At 62.8% G+C, this 20,456-nt stretch carries 18 protein-coding genes; 12 read left to right on the top strand and 6 right to left on the bottom strand.

Features of this window, described 5'->3' with window-relative positions; all coding sequences use genetic code 11:
• The 4 genes from KIP88_RS31125 to KIP88_RS31110 form a co-directional block, all read left to right on the top strand.
• A partial coding sequence (locus KIP88_RS31125; RefSeq protein ID WP_214491952.1) for a chemotaxis protein CheW occupies window positions 1-340 on the top strand: 340 nt, incomplete at its 5' end.
• A 28-nt stretch (window positions 341-368) separates the two neighbouring features.
• Complete coding sequence (locus KIP88_RS31120; RefSeq protein WP_214491951.1) at window positions 369-758, top strand: PleD family two-component system response regulator; 390 nt, start codon at window positions 369-371, stop codon at window positions 756-758.
• Window positions 759-788: 30 nt separating this feature from the next.
• Window positions 789-1,661 (top strand): protein-glutamate O-methyltransferase CheR, encoded by an 873-nt coding sequence (locus KIP88_RS31115; RefSeq protein WP_214491950.1) that lies wholly within the window; start codon window positions 789-791, stop codon window positions 1,659-1,661.
• Window positions 1,662-1,664: 3 nt separating this feature from the next.
• Window positions 1,665-1,988, top strand: a complete 324-nt coding sequence (locus KIP88_RS31110; RefSeq protein WP_214491949.1) for a PilZ domain-containing protein — start codon at window positions 1,665-1,667, stop codon at window positions 1,986-1,988.
• 109 nt (window positions 1,989-2,097) lie between these two features.
• On the opposite strand, the gene KIP88_RS31105 is transcribed toward KIP88_RS31110, so the two are convergent.
• Together KIP88_RS31105 and KIP88_RS31100 are read right to left on the bottom strand one after the other, a co-directional pair.
• The gene (locus tag KIP88_RS31105) at window positions 2,098-3,894 is read right to left on the bottom strand and encodes a bifunctional diguanylate cyclase/phosphodiesterase (RefSeq protein ID WP_214491948.1); all 1,797 of its coding nucleotides are present in this window, start codon (window positions 3,892-3,894) and stop codon (window positions 2,098-2,100) included.
• A gap of 33 nt (window positions 3,895-3,927) precedes the next feature.
• Entirely contained in the window at window positions 3,928-4,263 is a 336-nt protein-coding gene (locus tag KIP88_RS31100) for a hypothetical protein (RefSeq protein WP_214491947.1), read from the bottom strand.
• A gap of 140 nt (window positions 4,264-4,403) precedes the next feature.
• Between KIP88_RS31100 and KIP88_RS31095 the strand changes: the two genes are divergently transcribed.
• The gene (locus KIP88_RS31095) at window positions 4,404-5,045 is read left to right on the top strand and encodes a response regulator transcription factor (protein WP_214491946.1); all 642 of its coding nucleotides are present in this window, start codon (window positions 4,404-4,406) and stop codon (window positions 5,043-5,045) included.
• Window positions 5,046-5,091: 46 nt separating this feature from the next.
• Here KIP88_RS31095 and KIP88_RS31090 read toward each other — a convergent pair whose 3' ends face one another.
• The 3 genes from KIP88_RS31090 to KIP88_RS31080 form a co-directional block, all read right to left on the bottom strand.
• Window positions 5,092-8,598, bottom strand: coding sequence for a PAS domain S-box protein (locus KIP88_RS31090; protein WP_214491945.1), 3,507 nt, complete (start codon window positions 8,596-8,598; stop codon window positions 5,092-5,094).
• 66 nt (window positions 8,599-8,664) lie between these two features.
• Window positions 8,665-9,096: a response regulator gene (locus tag KIP88_RS31085; protein WP_214491944.1), complete on the bottom strand. Its 432-nt coding sequence runs from the start codon at window positions 9,094-9,096 to the stop codon at window positions 8,665-8,667.
• 240 nt (window positions 9,097-9,336) lie between these two features.
• Window positions 9,337-10,056 (bottom strand): GntR family transcriptional regulator, encoded by a 720-nt coding sequence (locus tag KIP88_RS31080; RefSeq protein WP_214491943.1) that lies wholly within the window; start codon window positions 10,054-10,056, stop codon window positions 9,337-9,339.
• 109 nt (window positions 10,057-10,165) lie between these two features.
• On the opposite strand from KIP88_RS31080, the gene KIP88_RS31075 reads away from it, so the two are divergent.
• From KIP88_RS31075 to KIP88_RS31045, 7 genes are all read left to right on the top strand, one after another.
• Window positions 10,166-11,170: an ABC transporter substrate-binding protein gene (locus tag KIP88_RS31075; protein WP_374226531.1), complete on the top strand. Its 1,005-nt coding sequence runs from the start codon at window positions 10,166-10,168 to the stop codon at window positions 11,168-11,170.
• 5 nt (window positions 11,171-11,175) lie between these two features.
• On the top strand, window positions 11,176-11,940 hold the full coding sequence (locus KIP88_RS31070; protein WP_214491961.1) for an ABC transporter ATP-binding protein: 765 nt from the start codon (window positions 11,176-11,178) through the stop codon (window positions 11,938-11,940).
• 11 nt (window positions 11,941-11,951) lie between these two features.
• A complete protein-coding gene (locus tag KIP88_RS31065; RefSeq protein ID WP_214491941.1) occupies window positions 11,952-12,815 on the top strand; it encodes an ABC transporter permease in 864 nt (287 codons plus the stop codon).
• On the top strand, window positions 12,812-14,545 hold the full coding sequence (araD, locus tag KIP88_RS31060; RefSeq protein ID WP_214491940.1) for an L-arabinonate dehydratase: 1,734 nt from the start codon (window positions 12,812-12,814) through the stop codon (window positions 14,543-14,545). The genes KIP88_RS31065 and araD overlap by 4 nt, the downstream gene beginning before the upstream one ends.
• A gap of 160 nt (window positions 14,546-14,705) precedes the next feature.
• Entirely contained in the window at window positions 14,706-15,797 is a 1,092-nt protein-coding gene (locus tag KIP88_RS31055; protein ID WP_214491939.1) for an SMP-30/gluconolactonase/LRE family protein, read from the top strand.
• Between the two features lie 71 nt (window positions 15,798-15,868).
• On the top strand, window positions 15,869-16,588 hold the full coding sequence (locus KIP88_RS31050; RefSeq protein ID WP_214491938.1) for a ribonuclease activity regulator RraA: 720 nt from the start codon (window positions 15,869-15,871) through the stop codon (window positions 16,586-16,588).
• A 55-nt stretch (window positions 16,589-16,643) separates the two neighbouring features.
• Window positions 16,644-18,086 (top strand): aldehyde dehydrogenase family protein, encoded by a 1,443-nt coding sequence (locus KIP88_RS31045; protein ID WP_214491937.1) that lies wholly within the window; start codon window positions 16,644-16,646, stop codon window positions 18,084-18,086.
• A gap of 114 nt (window positions 18,087-18,200) precedes the next feature.
• Here KIP88_RS31045 and KIP88_RS31040 read toward each other — a convergent pair whose 3' ends face one another.
• A complete protein-coding gene (locus KIP88_RS31040; RefSeq protein ID WP_214491936.1) occupies window positions 18,201-20,324 on the bottom strand; it encodes a S9 family peptidase in 2,124 nt (707 codons plus the stop codon).
• Window positions 20,325-20,456: the final 132 nt, after the last annotated feature.

The following is a 20,456-nucleotide window of genomic DNA, read 5'->3' as shown; positions in this document are numbered from 1 at the left end:
ATTGTCGTCGGCCGAGATCGCCGGCGTGCTCAATCTGCGCGGCCGCATCGTCACCGTGGTCAACATGCGCGCTCGCCTCGGGCTGCCCAAGAACGACGACGGCAAGCCGCCGATGGCGGTCGGCGTCGATTTGCGCGGCGAATCCTACGGCCTGCTGATCGACCAGATCGGCGAGGTCTTGAAGCTCCGCGACGATGGCCGCGAAGAAAACCCCGTCAATCTCGATCCCCGCATGGCCAAGCTCGCCGGCGGTGTTTACCGTCTCGACGGCCAGCTCATGGTCGTCCTCGATATCGATCGCGTTCTCGAAATCGTGCCGAAAACAGCCATCGCAGCGTAGCGCCGCTCGTCAAGCAAGGAGGCCTAAAATGAAAACCTGTCTTGTAGTCGATGACTCCAGCGTCGTGCGAAAGATCGCGCGCCGCATCCTGGAAGACATGGATTTCCAGATCACCGAGGCCGAGGACGGCGAGCAGGCGCTGGAAGCCTGCAGGAGCGCCATGCCGACGGCAGTGCTGCTCGACTGGAACATGCCTGTCATGGACGGCTACGAATTCCTTGGCCATCTGCGCCGTCTGCCCGGCGGCGACGCGCCCAAGGTGGTGTTCTGCACCACCGAGAACGGCATGGACCATATCTCTCGCGCGCTGCACGCCGGCGCCAACGAATACATCATGAAGCCGTTCGACAAGGACATCGTCGCGGCAAAATTCCAGGAAGTCGGTCTGGTCGCGCTTAACGAACAGAGCCCGGTCTAAACCTTATCCGCTTGCCCTTGAGAGGCCCCTGTGACCCCGCCAGACTATGAGTATCTGCGTAAGCTCCTGAAGGACCATTCCGGTCTCGACCTGTCCGCAGACAAGCAATACCTGATCGAAAGCCGCCTGCTTCCGCTGTCGCGCAAATGCGGTGTACCGGGCATCGGCGAACTCGTGCAGAAAATGAAGGGCGGATCGTCATCGATCATCGCCCAGGTGGTCGAAGCCATGACCACCAACGAAACCTTCTTCTTCCGCGACAAGGTGCCGTTCGAACACTTCCGCGATGCGATCATGCCTGACGTGTTGAAGGCGCGCGCCAGCCGAAAGAGCATCAGGATATGGTGCGCCGCCGGCTCGACCGGCCAGGAGCCGTATTCGCTTGCCATGTCGCTGAAGGAAATGGGCGCGGCGCTTGCCGGATGGCGCGTCGAAATCATCGCGACCGACCTGTCCACGGAAGTGCTCGAGAAATCGAAATCGGGCGTCTACAGCCAGTTCGAGGTCCAGCGTGGCCTTCCGATTCAATTGCTGGTCAAATATTTCAAGCAGAACGGCGAGCTCTGGCAGATCAGCCCGGAGCTGCGCGCCATGGTACAGCACCGGCAACTGAACCTGCTGCACGATTTCTCTCAGCTTGGCACCTTTGACATCATCTTCTGCCGCAACGTCCTGATCTATTTCGATCAGGACACCAAGATCAATATCTTCGGCCGTCTCGCCAAGGCGATGGAAAGCGATGGCTTCCTGGTGCTGGGCGCAGCCGAAACGGTCGTCGGCCTGACGGATGTCTTCAAGCCGTTCCCGGACAAGCGCGGTCTGTATCGGCCGAGCGGCGCGCGTGCCGCATCTCCGCTTGGCGCAACGTCGATGCCAAAATTTGTGGCGATGGCGGGACGGTGAGCGATGACAGAGGACGGCAAGGGCGCGGATCGGGTCACGTTCAGCCGTGGCTATGACGTCTGCATCATGGCGATCGACGGAACCTGGCGCAGGGACTGCCAGTTGAACGCGATCTCGGACACCGATGCCGAACTGACCGTGGAAGGCTCCATTCAAGGCCTCAATCTCAAGGAGTTCTTCCTGCTGCTGTCGTCGACCGGCCTTGCCTATCGCCGGTGCGAACTCGTTCGCGTCAACGGCACGGAAATGGACATCCGTTTCCTGAGAGGCAAGCCCAGCAAGAAGCGGCCCAGCGCCTCGTCAAAGGCCGAAGAGGCGATGCACTGAGGCCGATCGCATCGCGGAGCCGGATGCTCTGGTGCGGCGCAGGCGATTTGGAGCGTTTTCCAGCGAAGCATGCCCTCGGACTTGATCCGGGGTGGGAGACCGGTTCGCCTCAACTGGCAGGTTCAACGGGCGCCGACAATGTTCTCGCGCTGGCAAGACCCGCCACCAGATGCCGGTAATGCGCGATCGGCTCCGGCCGGCCGATCAAATAGCCCTGAACCTGGCAGCCCTCCCGCGCGAGGAACGCCCGCTGCTCCTCGGTCTCGACGCCCTCCGCAATAACCGGCACAGCGAGCGTGCGCCCAAGTCTCAGAATGGAGTGGATGATGGCGCCGGCCTGAAAGCTGTCGCCAATCCTGGAGATGAAACTCTGGTCGATCTTGATCTTGTCGAATGGAAAGTCCTGCAGGTAGGACAGCGATGAATAGCCGGTGCCGAAATCGTCTATCGCGATGTGCACGCCGAGGCCCTTGATCCGACGCAGGATGGCGAGGGCACGCTCTGAATCCTCGAACAGCACGCCCTCGGTGATTTCGACTTCAAGGCGTTGGGGATCGAGACCAGTTTCCGCGAGCGTCGCAAGGATCATCGCCGCCACATCGCCCCGCCGGAAGTCGACCGGCGACAGGTTTACCGCGATGGTGAGCGGCCGTCGCCAGGAAGCGGCTTCCCGGCAGGCTTCGCGCAGCACCCATTCGTCTATCGGACCGATCGCGCCGATCTCTTCCGCCAGCGGAATGAACAGCCCTGGAGGCACCAGGCCGCGCAGCGGATGCCGCCAGCGCAGCAACGCCTCGAAACCGAAGATCCTTCCATTGGGCAGCGCCTGGGGTTGAAAATGCAATTCCAGTTCGTTCTTCGCCAGCGCTGCCCTGATGTCGTGCTGCAGCGCGCGCTTTTCCCGGATCTGGCGGCCCATCGCAGGTTCGAAGAAGCGCGTGCTGCCGCGCTGGTCGGCTTTGGCGCGATAAAGCGCGGTCTCGGCATTGGCGGCCAGGGTATCCGCATCGGCGCCGTCGCTTGGGTAGACGCTGGCCCCGATCGTAAGACTGCTCTCGATCTCATAGCCGTCGATGCAAATCGGTTGGTCGAGGACGGTGGCAAGATGGGCGCAGAGTTCCTGCGCCGTCGCCGGTTGCGGGCCGTCGGGCGAGACGATGATGAATTCGTCCGCCCCGAGCCGTGCCAGGAACGATCCGTTGCAGGCCGACGCCAGCCTGTGGCCGACTTCCACCAGAAACCGGTCGCCGGTCGAATGGCCGTAGACGTCGTTGATCTCCTTGAACTGATCGACGTCAACGCACAGCACCGCAAACGACACGTTGCCGGCCGCCAACTGAAGTGTGCTGGCGATGCGTTCGTTGAACGCCACTCGGTTCGGCAGTCCGGTGAGTTGGTCGTGAAATGCCAGATGCGCGATCCTTGCCTCGTTTTGCGCGCGCTCGGTGATGTCCTCGTGGGTCGAAACCCAGCAGCCATTTTGCGTCGGCCGGTACGAAACGTTGACGATGCGGCCGTCGTCGAGTAGGGCGACGAGGCTGTCGGGGCTGCGCGTCGTCGTCGCCGCCAGCAGTTTCGATCCGTATTGCCCGAGGTCGCGATAGGCCGTGCCCGCCGCCTTGCGCGCCTCGAGCATTTCGTCGAGCGTGCATCCGACGCGCAGGCAGTCGGGCGCCAGCTTGTACATTTTGACGTAGCGATCGTTCCATAGCAGCAGGCGATTGTCTGGCCCGAACATACAAAGGCCGTGCCCCATATTGTTGAGCGCCGCGTCGAGCTTCTCCATCGTCGTGGCGGCATCCTGGTACGACGGTGCGCCGGTGGCATGACGGACGCCAGGCCGCGATCGCTGCAGGTAGTTAGTGACCCGAGAAAATCCGAGGGAGAATTTGCGGCGGAAGGACATCGTACGCTCCAGCAGGACGGCGCAGCGTCGGCCTTACGCCCCGATGACCGAAAGTGCCGGCAGGCTCGCGGCATATGGATCGCTATCGGCGGGATCCAGCAGGGAGCGCAGGGCAATGCCAAGATTGACGTCGCAGGCCTGCAACGCGGCGACGGCTTTCGTGTAGCGGGGAGATACGTCGTCGAGCACGAGGACGTTGGTGGAACTCTCGGGGCTGCCGAGCGTAGTTTCTCCGGCGATCGCCTGTTCGATCAGCCGCAGGCCCTTCTGGGCGTGCTCGACCAGGCTGACGAGGTCCGAAACGACGGCGCGATAGGCGTCATTCTGGTCGTGCGGCGCCTTTGCGCCGACGCCTGCTGCATTCTGCATGGGTGCACTCCTTAGTTACTTTTTTAGGGGTGCGTTGCTACTTGTGCGTTAAGCTGCGGTCCCGTACAAATACGGTCCGGTATGGTTCGATACCGTTATCCGAGTGTGAGTCACATTCAACCACGCATGGACGATGGAACATGGCTGAGAAAGCCCCCTCCCGTGGGGAGATCTTCGTAGTCGATGACGACCCTGCCGTTCGCGACACGCTTTCGTTGGTTCTGACGGCGGGTGGCTATCAGGTCATCTGTTTCGCTGACGGCGCCGCTTTGCTGGCGATTGCACGAACGCGGACGCCAGCCTGCATCCTGCTCGATGTGCATATCCCCGGTAAGTCCGGCCTCGATATTCTGAAGGAGCTGCACGGTGAGGACTACCCTGCGCCGATCTTCATGATCTCGGGGCAGGGTGATATCGCCATGGCGGTCAGCGCCATCAAGAACGGCGCGCTGGACTTCATCGAAAAGCCGTTCCGCGGCAGCGAAATCGTGGCGAGACTCGATGAAGCGATCGAGGCTTATGCTCGCCGGCAGGCGCAAAACGCGACGTCGCGCATTGCGACCCTGCATTTTCCGGGACGCGAACCGCTTACGCGGCGTGAACGCGAAGTGCTGGAACAGTTCACCGCCGGCGCGTCCAACAAGGAAGCGGGACGGCATCTCGGGATCAGCCCGCGCACGATCGAGGATCACCGCGCCAATATCATGAAGAAGCTCGGCGCGCGGAATGCGGCTGACCTGGTCCGGATCGTGATGACCACGCAGCGTCAGGGCCAGATCTGATTATAGGTCTATCGCTGGCAAGCCGGATGCGGCGCCGCGGTGCTGATCAATCGGCGAGCGCTTTGCGGATCATGATCGCCATATCCGATTTCCGATAGGGCTTGGCGAGCAGCAATACGCCTTCGTCGAGCCGGCCGTGATGGATGATGGCATTCTCGGTATAGCCCGAGGTAAACAGTACCCTTAAGCTGGGCCTGACCTTCAATATCTCGTCGGCGAGCTGGCGGCCGTTCATGCCGGGCATGATCACGTCGGTGAACAGCAGGTCGAATGCATGACCGGTTTGGACGAGCACGAGAGCCTCGGTCGCGTTCGCCGCATCCAGCGTGACGTAACCCAGTGAATGCAGTTGCGCCAGCACGTAGTCGCGCACCAGCTTGTCGTCCTCCACCACCAGAATTGTTTCGTGGCCGCCCTCGACAGTCGACGCCAGCGCCGGCTCGGCCGGCGGCAAGGCGCCCATGGCCGGCGGCAGGTACATCTTGATCGTCGTGCCGTGGCCCTCCTCGCTGTAGATCATGATGTGCCCGGCCGATTGCTTGACAAAGCCATACACCATGCTCAGGCCAAGGCCGGTGCCCTTGCCGGGTCCCTTCGAGGTGAAGAACGGATTGAATACCTTGTCGAGCATCGCGGCCGGGATGCCGGTTCCGGTATCGCTCACCGCGATTATCGCGTAGCGGCCGGGCCGGACATCGCTGTGCATCCTCGCATAATTTTCATCGAGAATGACGAAGCCGGTCTCGATGATCAGCTTGCCGCCATCCGGCATGGCGTCGCGGGCGTTGAGGGCCAGATTGAGGATCGCGGTGGCGAGTTGATTGGGATCGACGATCGCCGGACAGGTCTCGTCCTCGAATACTGATTCGATCTCGACTTGCTCGCCGAGCGTTCGCTGCAGCAGCTTTGCGGTGTCTATGATCAGTGTGTTGACGTCGGTTACCTTTGGTTCGAGCGGCTGCTTGCGCGCGAAAGCCAGCAGATGCTGGGTGAGGTCGGCCCCGCGCGAGGCGGCCTCGTCGATCATTCGCGTGATGGCGGCAAGCTGCGGTTCGCCCTTGACGGCATCAGCCAGAATTTCGATCGTTCCCGTGATGACGGTCAGGATATTGTTGAAGTCGTGCGCGATGCCGCCGGTGAGCTGTCCCATCGCCTCCATCTTTTCGGCCTGCCGGATCCTGTCCTCGGCCGCGATCCTGTCGGTGAGATCGCGGATGAATGCATTGAATACGAAGCCGTCGCGCGTCTTCAGTGCGGCGATGCTCAGTTCAGCGGTGATCTCCGTTCCATCCCGCCGCCTGACCTGCAGTTCGCGGCGGGGCTCGCGAACCACTGGGTCGCGGGAAAGCAGGAAGGATTGCAGGGCCAGCTTGAGAGGCCCTTGCCCGTCCGGCCGCCCCATCAGTCCGAACGCGTTCTTACCGAGCGCTTCATCGCGTCGCCAGCCCAGGAGATTTTCGGCCTGCGTGTTCCAGTCCCGGATAATGCCGTGCGCGTCGACCTGGACAAAAGCATCGAGCGCGGTGTCGATGATACCGCGCGCGAGCTGCTCGCTTTCGCGCAACGTCTCCTGCGCCAGCCGGCTCTCGGTCATGTCGCGGCCGACGAAGAAGAAGCGCTTGGCCGGTTCGGACCATGTTCCGAGCCATGACAGCCACACCTCCCGCCCGTTCTTGTGAATACAGCGCGTATCGGAGATCTTCGGCCGCTGCCCGCGCCGTGCCGCGCGCATTTCCTGGCGGGAGGTCTCGAGATGGGCGGGATGAACGAAGTCCTCGCCGCTGCGGCCGATCATTTCCTCCGGCCGATAGCCCAATATGGCCTCGCAGCTCGGGCTGATCTGAACCAGACGCCCGCGGGAATCCATCACCATGATCAGATCCTGCGAGGTCTCGAAGATGCGGCGAAGCTCTTCGGTCTGCCGCCGCAGCACCTGCCTGGTCTTGTTGGCCTCGGTGATGTCGCGTGCCACCTTCGAAATGCCGATGGTCGCGCCTGATGGTGACTTGATCGGGGAGATGCTGAGCGAGACTTGGATCCGCTGGCCACCTTTTCGCAGCCGTTCCGTTTCACTGGCTTCGATGCTTTCGCCCCAGCCGATCCGGCGCAGCGCGTCCTGCAGCTCCGGCAGTCGATCTTCGGGCACCAGCAGCGTGATGTTCTTGCCCGTGGCTTCCGTCGCGCTGTACCCGAACAGCCGCTCTGCGGCCGAATTCCAGCCGGTGATGGTGCCGTCGAGCGACGCTGTGATGATGGCGTCGTTGGAGGATTCGACCGCCGCGCTGAACAGCTGTTCCCGCTCGGCATGATGGTCGCGCGCCGCCTCGGTGCGGCGATGCTCCTGAACCTCTTGCTGGAGTGCAGCGGTCTTCGCATTGATTTCCTTGAACGCATGCGCAAACGCACGCGCGAGAACGCCGGTCTCGCCGCGTGCTTCGACCGGAATGGCAATCTTCTTGTTACTGGCCACTCCCTGCACGGCTTCGGTTAACTGCACGATCGGGCGGGTCAGCGACCTCGCGATCAGCAGGGCCAGCACTGCCGCGCACAACACCGCGATCCCGCCGACGAGAAGGGATGTATTTCTGATGCTTGCGGCCGGCGCCATGATGACGGCGTTAGGCGCGGTTTCGATGACGCCAACCCATTCGACGCCGGCAAGCAAGGCAGGCGCGAGGGCTATTCCGCCCGGCTGTGCGGCTTGATCCGGAACTATGTCCGCGCTGCCTTGCTTGGCCCCGGCCTGCGACGCCAGATGCGGGAAGTCGGCTTTCCAGTCGTTCGGCTTGCCGAGCAACGCGCCGAATTCGCGCGAACGATCCGGATGAATGAGATAGTCGCCCTGCTTGTTGACGACGTAGATGGTCTCGCCAGGCAACACCGATGACCGGACACGGTCGAACGCGCGCCGCATGTCAACATTGATCATGAAAATGCCGAACAGCTTGCCGTCGTCTGCGAATATCGGCGTCGCGATGCGAAGTGTCGGCCTGTGCACCGCCTCGATCAGTCCGTTCCGGCGACCCAGATCGAGCGCCGAGACGTAAATTTGTCCGGGGCCTAGCCGGATCGTTTCCGGGAAGTAGCTGCGACTGTTTCTCGCCAGCAATCCCTCTTCGGGCACGATCCGAACTGTGTCGTTCGGTCCCGCGCGATCGACGCGGACAAGCTCACGGCCACCATCATCAAGGCCTATGACCCGAAGCATCGCATAGGCGGGCTTGGCTTCGAGTTCGGCCGCGAAACGTGATGCCAGCCGGTCGCGCCAGGTCTTTTCGGAAACGCCATCGACCGGATCTATGCCTCCCGATCTGTGGGCGCGGATCAATCCCTGCAGCGCCGCTGCGGAATGAAAGCTCGCGACATCTCCAGTCGCGCTGGCTGCGTAGTATTCCAGGTCGGTAGCGAGCTGCCGCGAATGAGTCTCGATGCGGTCGCGGGCGCGCAGCAGGAGTGCCTGTTCCAGGTTGCGATAGTTCAGCCATCCGACCGCGGAAACCGCGATCGCGACCAACGCAATCATCGCGATTGCAAGCCTGGTTGTAAGCGTCATGTCGGTGTTCGTTCGCCCTCTCGCTCTGCCCGGCAAGCCGCCGGACAAATCGGATGCTATGGCGCATTATGGGGAGGAAGCAACACCGCCGGTGAGGCGCGGGGGCAAGTCCCGCTTGGCGGCTTCGAGGCAGCCCGTGACGGCTGCCAGAAGGTCGGCGGGCCGGAACGGCTTCTGCAGGCTGGAGACCGCTCCGAGCTTGGTCGCCATGGTCAGGAAGTCAGGGCCGGTGTCCGCCTCCCAAGAGATCGGTCGACCGGAGATGACGATGATCGGAATCTGCGGCCGCTGCTGGCGAACCATCCGCATGGTTTCAAATCCGTCCATTCCCGGCATGAAGATGTCGAGGAACAACAGATCGAAATCTCCGCTCTGGCACAATGCCAGGCCCTTTCGCCCGTTATCGGCGGTGACCACGCTATGGCCGGCGCGCTCCAGCAACAGGCGGACGGTCATCTGGACCGCCACATCATCATCCACGACAAGTATTCTTGCCAAGGTAAAAAGTACTCCGGGCCCCGCTGGAATCAGGTCAACGGCAAGTTAAGAGTTTTGCCGAATCCTCGTGTTGTCGCAACTTCTTCGCTGGCAGGAACGTTCCGGTTGGCCGTCAAAAAGCCCGGAAAAAAACGCAGTTATCCGCCTGTTGCCGGGCAGACAAATACGAAGCCCCTGCGCTGCGAGCGTGATTCGCCCGCGCGAGCCCCTGCGCATGCAGCACGGCCCAACGGGCAAGGATCAATTGCTGAGATATTCCGGATAGCGCGATCGAATCCGGGCGAGTTCGCTGAGCGTGCCCGACAGATGGGTGCGCAGGTGCTTCTGCGCCTCGGCGGGCTCCCCGGCATCGATCGCCTTTGCGATCAGCTTGTGATGCCGCACGATATCCTGCGCCTTGCCGGGCGAGGGCAGATGCATCCGGCGCAGCCGGTCGATATGCCCGCTGCGGCTGCGCACCAGCGCCCAGATGTCCTGCTTGTCGGCAGCCGCATAGAGCTGGCTGTGGAACTCGTTGTCGGCGGCCATGAATTTTTCGAAATCGCCGGCCTTGGCATATTGCTGCTGGCGGGCAATCGTCGCGTGAAGTTCGGCGACGAGCGCCTCATCGTGCTGGATCGCGAGCCCGCGCACGATTTCGAGTTCGACCGCCTGCCGCAGGAAATGCGCCTGCTGCGCCAGCCGCACGTCGACCCGGCTGACCACGGTGGCATATTGCGGGAATACGTCGACGAGGCCCTCCTCCTCGAGCCGCATCAGCGCATCGCGGATCGGCGTGGAACTGACGCCGAATTGCCCGGCCAATGCTGCGCGCGACAGCGGCGATCCCGGCGGCAGTTCCAGCGAAATGATCATGCCACGCAGGCGCTCGAACACCTGCGGCGCGGCCTGGCGGTCGCGATCGAGCCGATCGGCGGAACGCGGGGCTGCGCGGCGGGAGACGATTTGCGGGGGAGCCATCGGGCGACCGGCCGTTCCAAAGGGACTTGCTTCAGATGCACTAATACATTAGTGCATCTCACCAGAAGCGTCAACGAGACGCCGGAGGAGATGCACAATGAAAAACGGGATGTGGAGCGCCTGCGCGGGCGCCGTTGCGATGCTGATGTTGCTGCCGGGCTCTCAGGCATCGGCCCAGCAGAAGTCGGAGGTCACGCTGTCGCGGCAACCGGGCATTTTCTACATGCCCTCGCACATCATGGAAAAGAACAAGCTGATCGAGAAGCACGCGGCTTCCCTCGGCGTGCCCGGCGTCACCACCAAATGGATCAACCTGAGCGGCGGCGGCGCGCAGACCGATGCATTGCTCGCCGGTAGCGTCGACATCCTCAATACCGGAACCGGCAATCTGCTGCTGCTGTGGGATCGCACCCGCGGCGGCGTCAAGGGCATCGTCGCCACCTCGGCGCAGCCGATGACGCTGATCAGCCGCGATCCCAACATCAAGTCGATCAAGGACTTTGGTCCGAACGACAAGGTCGCGGTGCCCACCGTCAAGGTCTCGACGCAGGCGATCGTGCTGCAGATCGCGGCCGCCGAGGCCTTCGGCGCCGACCAATGGTCCAAGCTCGATCCCAACACCGTGCAACTCGGCCATCCCGACGCCTATGTGGCGATGACCAATTCGCAGCACGAAGTGCGTAGTCATTTTGCGATTCCGCCGTTTACGTTTCTCGAACTGAAGAACGTGCCCGGCGCGCATGTGGTGCTGTCGTCGCCCGACGTGATGGGCGGCCCGCTCAGCCAGGCGCAGTTCTTCACCACCACCAAATTCGCCGACGCCAATCCGAAGATCGTGCAGGCGGTGCGCGACGCCACCAAGGAGGCGCAGGACCTGATCCGCAGCGACACCAAGGCTGCGGTCGAGATCTACAAGGAAGTCACCGGCGACAAGACCAGCGTCGAGGACCTGCTGGCGTGGCTCAAGGAGCCCGGCATGATGGAATGGAACCTGCAGCCGCAGGGCACCATGAAATTCGCCGCGCATCTGTTCAAGGTCGGTACGCTGAAGACCATGCCCAAGGCCTTTACCGATTACTACCTGCCGGTTTCGCACGACCTGAAGGGCAATTGATCGACATGGCCGCGCTTCTCGATGTCAGTGACGTAACGCTGCGCTACAAGACTTCGAGCGCGGTCGTGACCGCGACCGAGCGGGTCAGCTTCACGGTCGATCGTTCCGATCGCTTCGTGCTGCTCGGTCCCTCCGGTTGCGGCAAGTCGACGCTGTTGAAGGCGGTCGGCGGCTATATGAAGCCGAGCGAAGGCAAGATGCGCATCTCGGGCCGCGAAATATCCGAGCCCGGCGCCGACCGGATGATGATCTTCCAGGAGTTCGATCAACTCCTGCCGTGGAAGACGGTGCTGGAAAACGTGATGTTTCCGCTTCTGATGACGCGCCGCCTGCCGCGCAAGGACGCGGAGATGCGGGCGCGTGCCTATATCGAGAAGGTCAGCCTCACCCGCGTCCTCGACTCCTATCCCCACACACTGTCCGGCGGCATGAAACAGCGCGTCGCGATCGCGCGCGGCATGGCGATGGAGCCGGATATTCTCCTGATGGACGAGCCGTTCGCCGCGCTCGACGCGCTGACGCGGCGGACCTGCCAGGACGAGTTGCTGCAGCTTTGGGCGGAAACAAAATTCACTGTCCTGTTCGTCACCCATTCGATCGCGGAAGCGATCAAGATCGGCAATCGCATTTTGCTGCTGTCGCCGCATCCGGGCCGGGTCAAGGCCGAGGTGATCGATGTCGATCGGGTATCCAGCGAGGACGGCAGCGCCGCCCGGCTGGAAAAGCAGATCCACGATCTCTTGTTCGCCGACGCCGTGACGGCACATTGAGGGAGCGCGCCATGGGCGAAGCAAGAATCCAACTGCGCGATGCCGCAGACCTGGCGGCGGTTGTGCCGTCGGAAGTCGAGCGCAAGCTGACGGTGCTGGAGCTGCTGTGGAACGACGGCTTCGTCCGCAAATCCGTGATCATCATCTTCCTCGCCGTGGCGTGGGAAGTCTACGGCACCATTCTCGACAATCCGCTGCTGTTCCCGACCTTCCACGACACGATACTGACTATGTACGATAAGGTGCGCGACGGAACCATTCCGATGCGCGCCTGGGCATCGCTGAAAGTGCTGTTCATGGGCTATGCCGCCGGCATCATCCTTGCGGCGATCTTCACCATTCTCGCGATTTCGACCCGGATCGGCACGGACTTTCTCGAAACCATCACGGCGATGTTCAATCCCTTGCCGGCGATTGCGCTGCTGCCGCTGGCGCTGATCTGGTTCGGCCTCGGCAATGGCAGCCTCGTCTTCGTGCTGATCCATTCGGTGCTGTGGCCGGTCGCGCTCAACACCCATTCCGGCTTCAAGAGCGTGTCGAACACGCTGCGCATGGTCGGCCGCAATTATGGCCTGCGCGGCCTGCCGTACGTCGCGCGCATTCTGATCCCCGCCGCTTTCGGCTCGATCCTGACGGGGCTGAAGATCGGCTGGGCGTTCGCCTGGCGCACGCTGATCGCCGCCGAACTGGTGTTCGGCGTGTCATCGGGGCAGGGCGGCTTGGGCTGGTTCATCTTCGAGAACCGCAACCTGCTGGATATTCCCGCGGTGTTCGCCGGCCTGTTGACGGTGATCGTGATTGGCCTGATCGTGGAAAACCTGATCTTCCGCACGATCGAGCGCAACACCGTCCAGAAATGGGGTACGCAATCATGACCAAAAAGAACCCCGCCGACCTCCGCAGCGCCCGCTGGTTCGCACCCGACGACCTCCGCGCCTTCGGCCACCGCTCGCGGGCCATGCAGATGGGTTACGCGCCGGAGGAGTGGAAGGGCCGGCCGGTGATTGCGATCCTCAACACCTGGTCGGATGCGCAACCCTGCCACATGCACTTCAAGAGCCGCGTCGACGACGTCAAGCGCGGCATCCTGATGGCGGGCGGTTTTCCGATGGAGCTGCCGGCGCTGTCGCTGTCGGAATCGTTCCTGAAGCCGACCACGATGCTCTACCGCAACATGCTGGCGATGGACGCCGAGGAGTTGCTGCGCGGCCATCCCGTCGACGGCGTCGTGCTGATGGGCGGCTGCGACAAGACCACGCCGGGGCTTCTGCTGGGCGCCACCAGCATGAATTTGCCGACGATCTATCTGCCGGCCGGGCCGATGCTGCGCGGCAACTGGAAGGGCAAGACGCTGGGTTCGGGCTCGGACGCCTGGAAATACTGGGACGAGCGGCGCGCGGGGAAAATCTCCGACAAGGACTGGGTCGATGTCGAGGCCGGCATCGCCCGCAGCTACGGCACCTGCATGACCATGGGCACCGCCTCCACCATGACGGCGATCGCGGAATCGATCGGCATGACGCTGCCCGGCGCGTCCTCGATTCCCGCCGCCGACGCCGGCCATATCCGCATGGCGTCGGAATGCGGCCGCCGCATCGTCGAGATGGTGTGGGAAGACCTGACGCCGGAAAAGATCCAGACCCGAAAAGCCTTCGAGAACGCCATCACGGTCGCGATGGCGATGGGCTGTTCGACCAACGCGATCATCCATCTGATCGCGCAGGCCCGCCGCGCCGGCCAGGACATCGGGCTCGACGATTTCGAAAAGGCCAGCCGCAAGGTGCCTGTGATCGCCAATGTGCGGCCGAGCGGCGACAAATATCTGATGGAGGATTTCTTCTATGCCGGCGGCCTCCCGGGCCTGATGAGCCGCATCCGGGAGCATCTTCATCTCGACGTCTTGACGGTGACCGGCCAGACGCTCGGCGACAATATCGCGCGCGCCGAAGTCTATAATGACGACGTCATCCGCACCGTGAAGGATCCGATCTATGCCGAAGGCGCGCTCGCCGTGCTCAAGGGTAATCTTGCGCCGGACGGCTGCGTGATCAAACCCAGCGCCTGCGAGCCGCGTTTCCTCAAGCACACCGGCCCGGCGCTGGTGTTCGATGATTATCCCTCGATGAAGAAGGCGATCGACGATCCCAATCTCGACGTCACGGCGGACCACGTGCTGATCCTGCGCAATGCGGGCCCGCAGGGCGGCCCCGGCATGCCGGAGTGGGGCATGCTGCCGATCCCCACAAAACTCGTGAAGCAGGGCGTGCGCGACATGGTGCGGCTGTCGGATGCGCGCATGAGCGGCACCAGCTACGGTGCCTGCATCCTGCACGTCTCGCCGGAGTCGTATATCGGCGGGCCGCTGGCGCTGGTGCGCAATGGCGACAAGATCACGCTTGACGTCAACGCCCGCACCATCAACCTCGATGTGCCGGCAGCCGAACTGGAAAAACGCCGCGCCGAATGGAAGCCGCCGGAGCCGCGCTACGAGCGCGGCTATGGCTGGATGTTCACCCGCCACATCAAGCAGGCCAATGAAGGTTGCGACTTCGATTTTCTGGAGACCGGCTTTGGCAAGCCGGTGGAGGAGCCCTCGATCTACTAACCGTCGTTTCGGGGCATGAACCGTCGTCCGTCATTGCGAGCGAAGCGAAGCAATCCATCTCACGGCATAAAGAAGGAATGGATTGCTTCGTCGCTTCGCTCCTCGCAATGACGAGGATAGGGCCGATAGCAAACAAAAGCATCACAGGGGAGGACGACCAATGAATATGAATCGACGCAACCTGCTCGCCGGGGCCGGCGCCGCCGCTGCCACGACGCTTCTCGCGCGCGCTGCCGGCGCCCAATCATTCCCGTTTACGCCGAACCAGCGCTATCCCGATCCGGCCGTGCAAATCCTCGATCCGAGTTTCGCCAAATACCGGATCTATTCCTCGACCGTCGAGCAGGTCGCCACGGGCATGCGCTGGGCCGAAGGGCCGGCATACTTCCCCGAAGGCGGTTATCTCCTGTACTCCGACATCCCCAACAACCGCATCATGAAGTTCGACGAGAAGACCAACCAGACCAGCGTCTTCCGCGCCAATGCCAATTACGCCAACGGCAACGCGCGCGACCGCCAGGGTCGGCTCGTCACCTGCGAGCATTCGGTTACCCGCCGCGTCACCCGCACGGAGAAGGACGGCAAGATCACCGTGCTGGCCGACAAGTTCGAGGGCAAGCGCCTGAACGCGCCGAACGACATCGTGGTGAAGTCCGACGACACCATCTGGTTCACCGATCCGCTGTTCGGCATCAATGGCGAATGGGAAGGCAAGAAGGAAAAGCCCGAGCAGGCCACCACCAACGTCTATCGTCTCACCAAGGACGGCAAGCTGACCGCCGTCATCACAGACATCGTCAATCCCAACGGGCTCGCCTTCTCGCCCGACGAGAAGAAACTTTACGTGGTGGAATGGAAGGGTACGCCGAACCGCAGCATCTGGAGCTTTGACGTCAATGACGACGGCACGGTAGCCAACAAGACCAAGCTGATCGACGCCGCGGATCAGGGCGCGCTCGACGGTTTTCGCGTCGACCGCGACGGCAATCTGTGGTGCGGCTGGGGCTCCAACGGCGCACTGCAAGCCGAGCCTTCAGATGTCGGCGGCCGGAAAGTGTTCCAGCTCAAGGGCAGGTCCGAGGATCTCGATGGCGTGATGGTGTTCAGCCCCGCCGGCAAGCCGCTCGCCCATATCCGCCTGCCGGAGCGCTGCGCCAACCTCACCTTCGGCGGCCCGAAGAACAACCGCCTCTACATGACGAGCTGCCACTCGGTCTACGCGCTTTATGTGGAGTCGCATGGGGCGGTGTGATTGATCCTGTCGTTCCGGGTTCGCTCGCTGACGCGAGTGCCCCGGAATGACGAACAATTGGGATGAATGAAATGACAAAACTGAGCGATGCTACCCGCAACAAACTCAAGACGGTCTCCACCGCCACCGTCGCCACCGCGCTGTTCAAGCGCGGCTTTCGCATCCAGATGATCCAGGACGTTCACCCGCTAGGTCCCGATCAGCCGGTGCTGGTCGGCGAAGCTTTCACGCTGCGCTACATGCCGGCGCGCGAGGATCTCAACAAGATCGACGTGTTCCGTGACCGCGGCCACCCGCAGCGCAAGGCGATCGAGGATTGCCCGCCGGGTGCGGTGCTGGTCATGGACAGCCGCAAGGACGCCCGCGCCGCGTCCGCCGGCGCCATTTTGGTGACGCGGCTGATGCAGCGCGGCTGCGCCGGCGTCATCACCGACGGCGGTTTCCGCGATTCCGCCGAAATCGCGGCTCTCGGCTTTCCCGCCTATCACCACCGCCCGAGCGCGCCGACCAACCTGACGCTGCATCAGGCTATCGAGATCAACGTCCCGATCGGCTGCGGCGACGCGCCGGTGTTTCCCGGCGACGTGATCCTGGGCGACAGCGACGGCGTGATCGTGATTCCCGCGCATCTGGCGGACGAGATCGCGGACGAGGCGGTCGAGATGACCGCGTTCGAGGATTTTGTTACCGAGGAAGTGCGCAAGGGCCGCTCGATCCTCGGCCTCTATCCCGCAACCGACGAGCAGACGCCGAAGGATTTTGCTGCTTGGCGCAAGGACAACGGACGATAGTCTTCTATTCCCGGACGCGTGATTTAAAAACGACGTAACAGTGGAGGAACCACCCATGCTGATGTTCAACAGTTTGATCGACGGCGAATGGTTGTCCGATGGCGCTCGCGCGCCGAACGTCAATCCATCCGATACCAAGGACATCGTCGGTGAAGCGGTCCGCGGCACGCGTGCGCAAGCCGAGGCTGCGATTGCGGCTGCCAAAGCGGCGTTTCCGGCATGGTCGCGATCGACGCCGCAAGCGCGCTACGACATCCTGAAAAAGGCGTCGGACGAAATCCTGGCCCGCAAGGACGAACTGGGCCGGCTGTTGTCGCGCGAGGAAGGCAAGACGCTGCCGGAAGGCGTCGGCGAAGTCGCGCGCGCCGGCCAGATCTTTGCGTTCTTTGCCGGCGAATGCCTGCGGATGGCCGGTGAGAAACTCGCTTCCGTGCGCCCCGGCATCGACATCGAGATTACACGCGAGGCGCTGGGCGTTGTCGGCCTGATCACGCCGTGGAATTTTCCGATCGCCATTCCGGCCTGGAAGATCGCCCCGGCTTTGGCCTATGGCAATACCGTGGTGATCAAGCCTGCAGATCTTGTTCCGGGGTCGACCTGGGCGCTGGCCGATATCCTGCATCGCGCCGGCCTGCCCAAGGGCGTGCTCAACCTCGTGATCGGGCGCGGCTCGGAAGTCGGCGCGGTCCTGCTTGAGCATCCCGATGTTGCGGCGATCAGCTTCACCGGCTCGGTGGCCACCGGCCAGAAGGTGGCGGCGGCCTGCATCGCATCCAGGCCGATGAAGAAGTTTCAGCTCGAAATGGGCGGTAAGAATCCACTGGTCGTGCTCGACGACGCGGATCTGAAGGTCGCCGTGGAATGCGCCGTAAACAGCGCGTTCTTTTCCACCGGCCAGCGCTGCACTGCCGCCTCGCGGCTGATCGTCACCGCCGGCATTCACGACAAATTCGTCGAGGCCCTAACCGAGCGGATGCGCGGCCTGAAGGTCGATGACGCGGTGAAGGCCGGTACCGATATCGGCCCCGTCGTCGATCAGAGCCAGCTCGATCAGGATCTCAAATATATCAGCATCGGCAAGGACGAAGGCGCCAAGCTCGCCTTCGGCGGCGAGCGCCTCAACCGCGAGGCACCCGGCTTCTACCTGCAGCCGGCGTTGTTCACCGATGTGAGCAACAAGATGCGGATCGCGCGCGAGGAGATCTTTGGGCCGGTGGCCGCGGTCATCCGGGTCAAGGACTATGCCGAAGCGCTGGCGACCGCGAACGACACCGACTTCGGCCTGTCATCCGGCATCTGCACCACCAGCCTGAAATACGCCAGCGACTACAAGCGCAATTCCGAAGCGGGCATGGTGATGGTCAATCTGCCGATCGCCGGCGTCGATTACCACGTGCCGTTCGGTGGCCGAAAAGGCTCCAGCTTCGGCGCCCGCGAGCAGGGCCGCTACGCCGCCGAATTTTATACGACGGTGAAGACGGCCTACACGATGCCGTGAGGGCCTTCGCCTCACCCGGCGCATAGTTCGTAGCCCGGATGGAGCGAAGCGCAATCCGGGGGCCGCTCGCTCAGCAAACCCCCGGGTTTCGCTTTGCTCCACCCGGGCTACGAATTACGAAACGGCCTTCGCCTTCTCCGCCAGCCCCACCGCCCACAGCGCGAACGCATACGCGATTGCGACTTCATCCAGCCGGTTGAACCGCCCGGATGCGCCGCCGTGGCCAGCTCCCATGTTGGTACGCAGCAGCACCGGGCCGCCGCCCGACATCGTCGCGCGCAGGCGTGCGATCCATTTCGCGGGCTCCCAATAGGTGACGCGCGGATCGGTCAGTCCGCCCATCGCCAGGATGGCCGGATATTCCTTGGCCGCGAGGTTGTCGTAGGGCGAGTAGGACAGGATGGTGCGAAAGTCCTTTTCGCTTTCGATCGGGTTGCCCCATTCCGGCCATTCCGGCGGCGTGAGCGGCAGCGTGTCGTCGAGCATCGTATTCAAGACGTCGACGAACGGCACCTCGGCGACGATGCCGGCGAACAATTCGCCTGATCGGTTGGCGACCGCGCCCATCAGCATGCCGCCGGCGCTGCCGCCATGGCCGACGATGCGTTTTGCATTCGTGTACTTCGCATCAATCAGCGCGCGCCCTGCCGCTGCGAAATCATCGAACGAATTCGTCTTCTTCTCGCGCTTGCCGTCGAGATACCAACCCCAGCCTTTATCCGCGCCGCCGCGGATATGCGCGATCGCATAGACAAAGCCGCGATCGACCAGCGACAGGCGATTGGCAGCAAATGAGGCCGGCATCGCCATGCCGTAGGAGCCGTAACCGTAGAGCAGCAGCGGCGCTTGGCCGTCGCGCACCAGGTCCTTGCGGTGCAGGATCGAGACCGGCACCTGCGCGCCGTCATGCGAGGTCGCCATGATGCGCGTGGTGACGTAGTCGGCGGGGTTGTGGCCGGACGGAATTTCCTGCCGCTTGCGCAACACCCGCGTTCGATCAGCCATATCGTAGTCATAGACTTCCGCCGGCGTCGTCATCGACGAATAGGAGAACCGCAAATTAGTGGTCTCGAATTCGTAGCTGCCCATGGTGTCAAGCGAATAGGCAGCTTCATCAAACGCGATGGCGTGCTCCTCGCCAGTAGTGAGGTCTCGGATGATGATCGCAGGCAGCGCATTGGCACGCTCCAGCCGCACCATGTGGCCGGCATAGAGCTCAACGTCCAGGACGTAGACGCCTTCCCGATAGGGAATGAGATCACGCCAGTTGGCGCGCTCGGGGGCGGCAAGGGGCGCGGTGACCACCTTGAAATCGATCGCGTCGTCCACGTTGGTGAGAATGAACAGCTCGTCGCCGCGGTCGGCGACCGAATATTGCACGCCTTCCTCGCGCGCCGCGACCAGCCGCGGCGGCGCTTCGGGATGGTCGAGGTCGATCAGCCGTTGCTCCGAGGTCTCGTGATCGCCGCCGGCGATGACGCAGAACCGGCCGGAAGAACTCTCATGCAGATGGGTGAACCAGCCGGAGTCCTTCTCCTCGTAAACCAGCGTGTCGTCGGCCTGCTGGGTGCCGAGCTTATGGCGCCAGACCTGCATCGGGCGGTGGTTGTCGTCGAGCTTCACATAAAAGAAGCTGTTGCAATCCTTGCTCCAGACGATGCCGCCGTCGGTCTCCTCGACCAGATCGTCGCGATCAGCTCCGGACTCCCAATCGCGCACGCGAACGGAAAAATATTCCGAACCCTTGGTGTCGGCGGTCCACGCTTGCAGTTTGTGGTCCGGCGAATGCCGCGCGCTGCCGAACTTGAAGTATTCGTGGTTGGCGGCCAATGCGTCGCCGTCGAGCACGATTTGTACATCGCCGCCATCGCGCGGCGTGCGGCCGAACATTTCATGCTGCCCGCCCTCGCGGAATTTCCGCAAATAGGCGAACGGGCCGTCCGGCGCGGGCACGCTGGAATCGTCTTCCTTGATCCGGCCGCGCATTTCCGCGACCAGCTTCTTCTGCAAGGACGCAGTGTGGCCGAGCAGGCTCTCGGTGTAGTCGTTCTCGGCTTCCAGATACTTTCTGATATCCGGGTCCAGGATCGATGGATCGCGCAGCACTTCCTGCCATCTGGCATCCTTCAGCCATGCATAATCGTCGGTCACCGTGATGCCGTGCGTGGTGAAGGAATGCGGGCGGCGCGGCGCGATCGGCGGCGACAGGGCAGGCTTTCTGGTGGCGGCTTGGGTCACGCGGTCCTCATATGGCTCAATGATTGTGCCTTATATCGGGAGGAATGTGGCGGATTACCAGATGCGCCGATCCGTAGATGCGTAGGGTGGGCAAAGGTGCGCAAGCGCCGTGCCCACCATCTATCCGTTCCA

Origin of the sequence: Bradyrhizobium sp. SRL28 (genome assembly GCF_018596315.1) — a bacterium.
GTDB lineage: Bacteria > Pseudomonadota > Alphaproteobacteria > Rhizobiales > Xanthobacteraceae > Bradyrhizobium.
The sequence above is the reverse complement of the archived record's forward strand: the minus strand, read 5'-3'. Positions and strand labels throughout refer to the sequence as shown.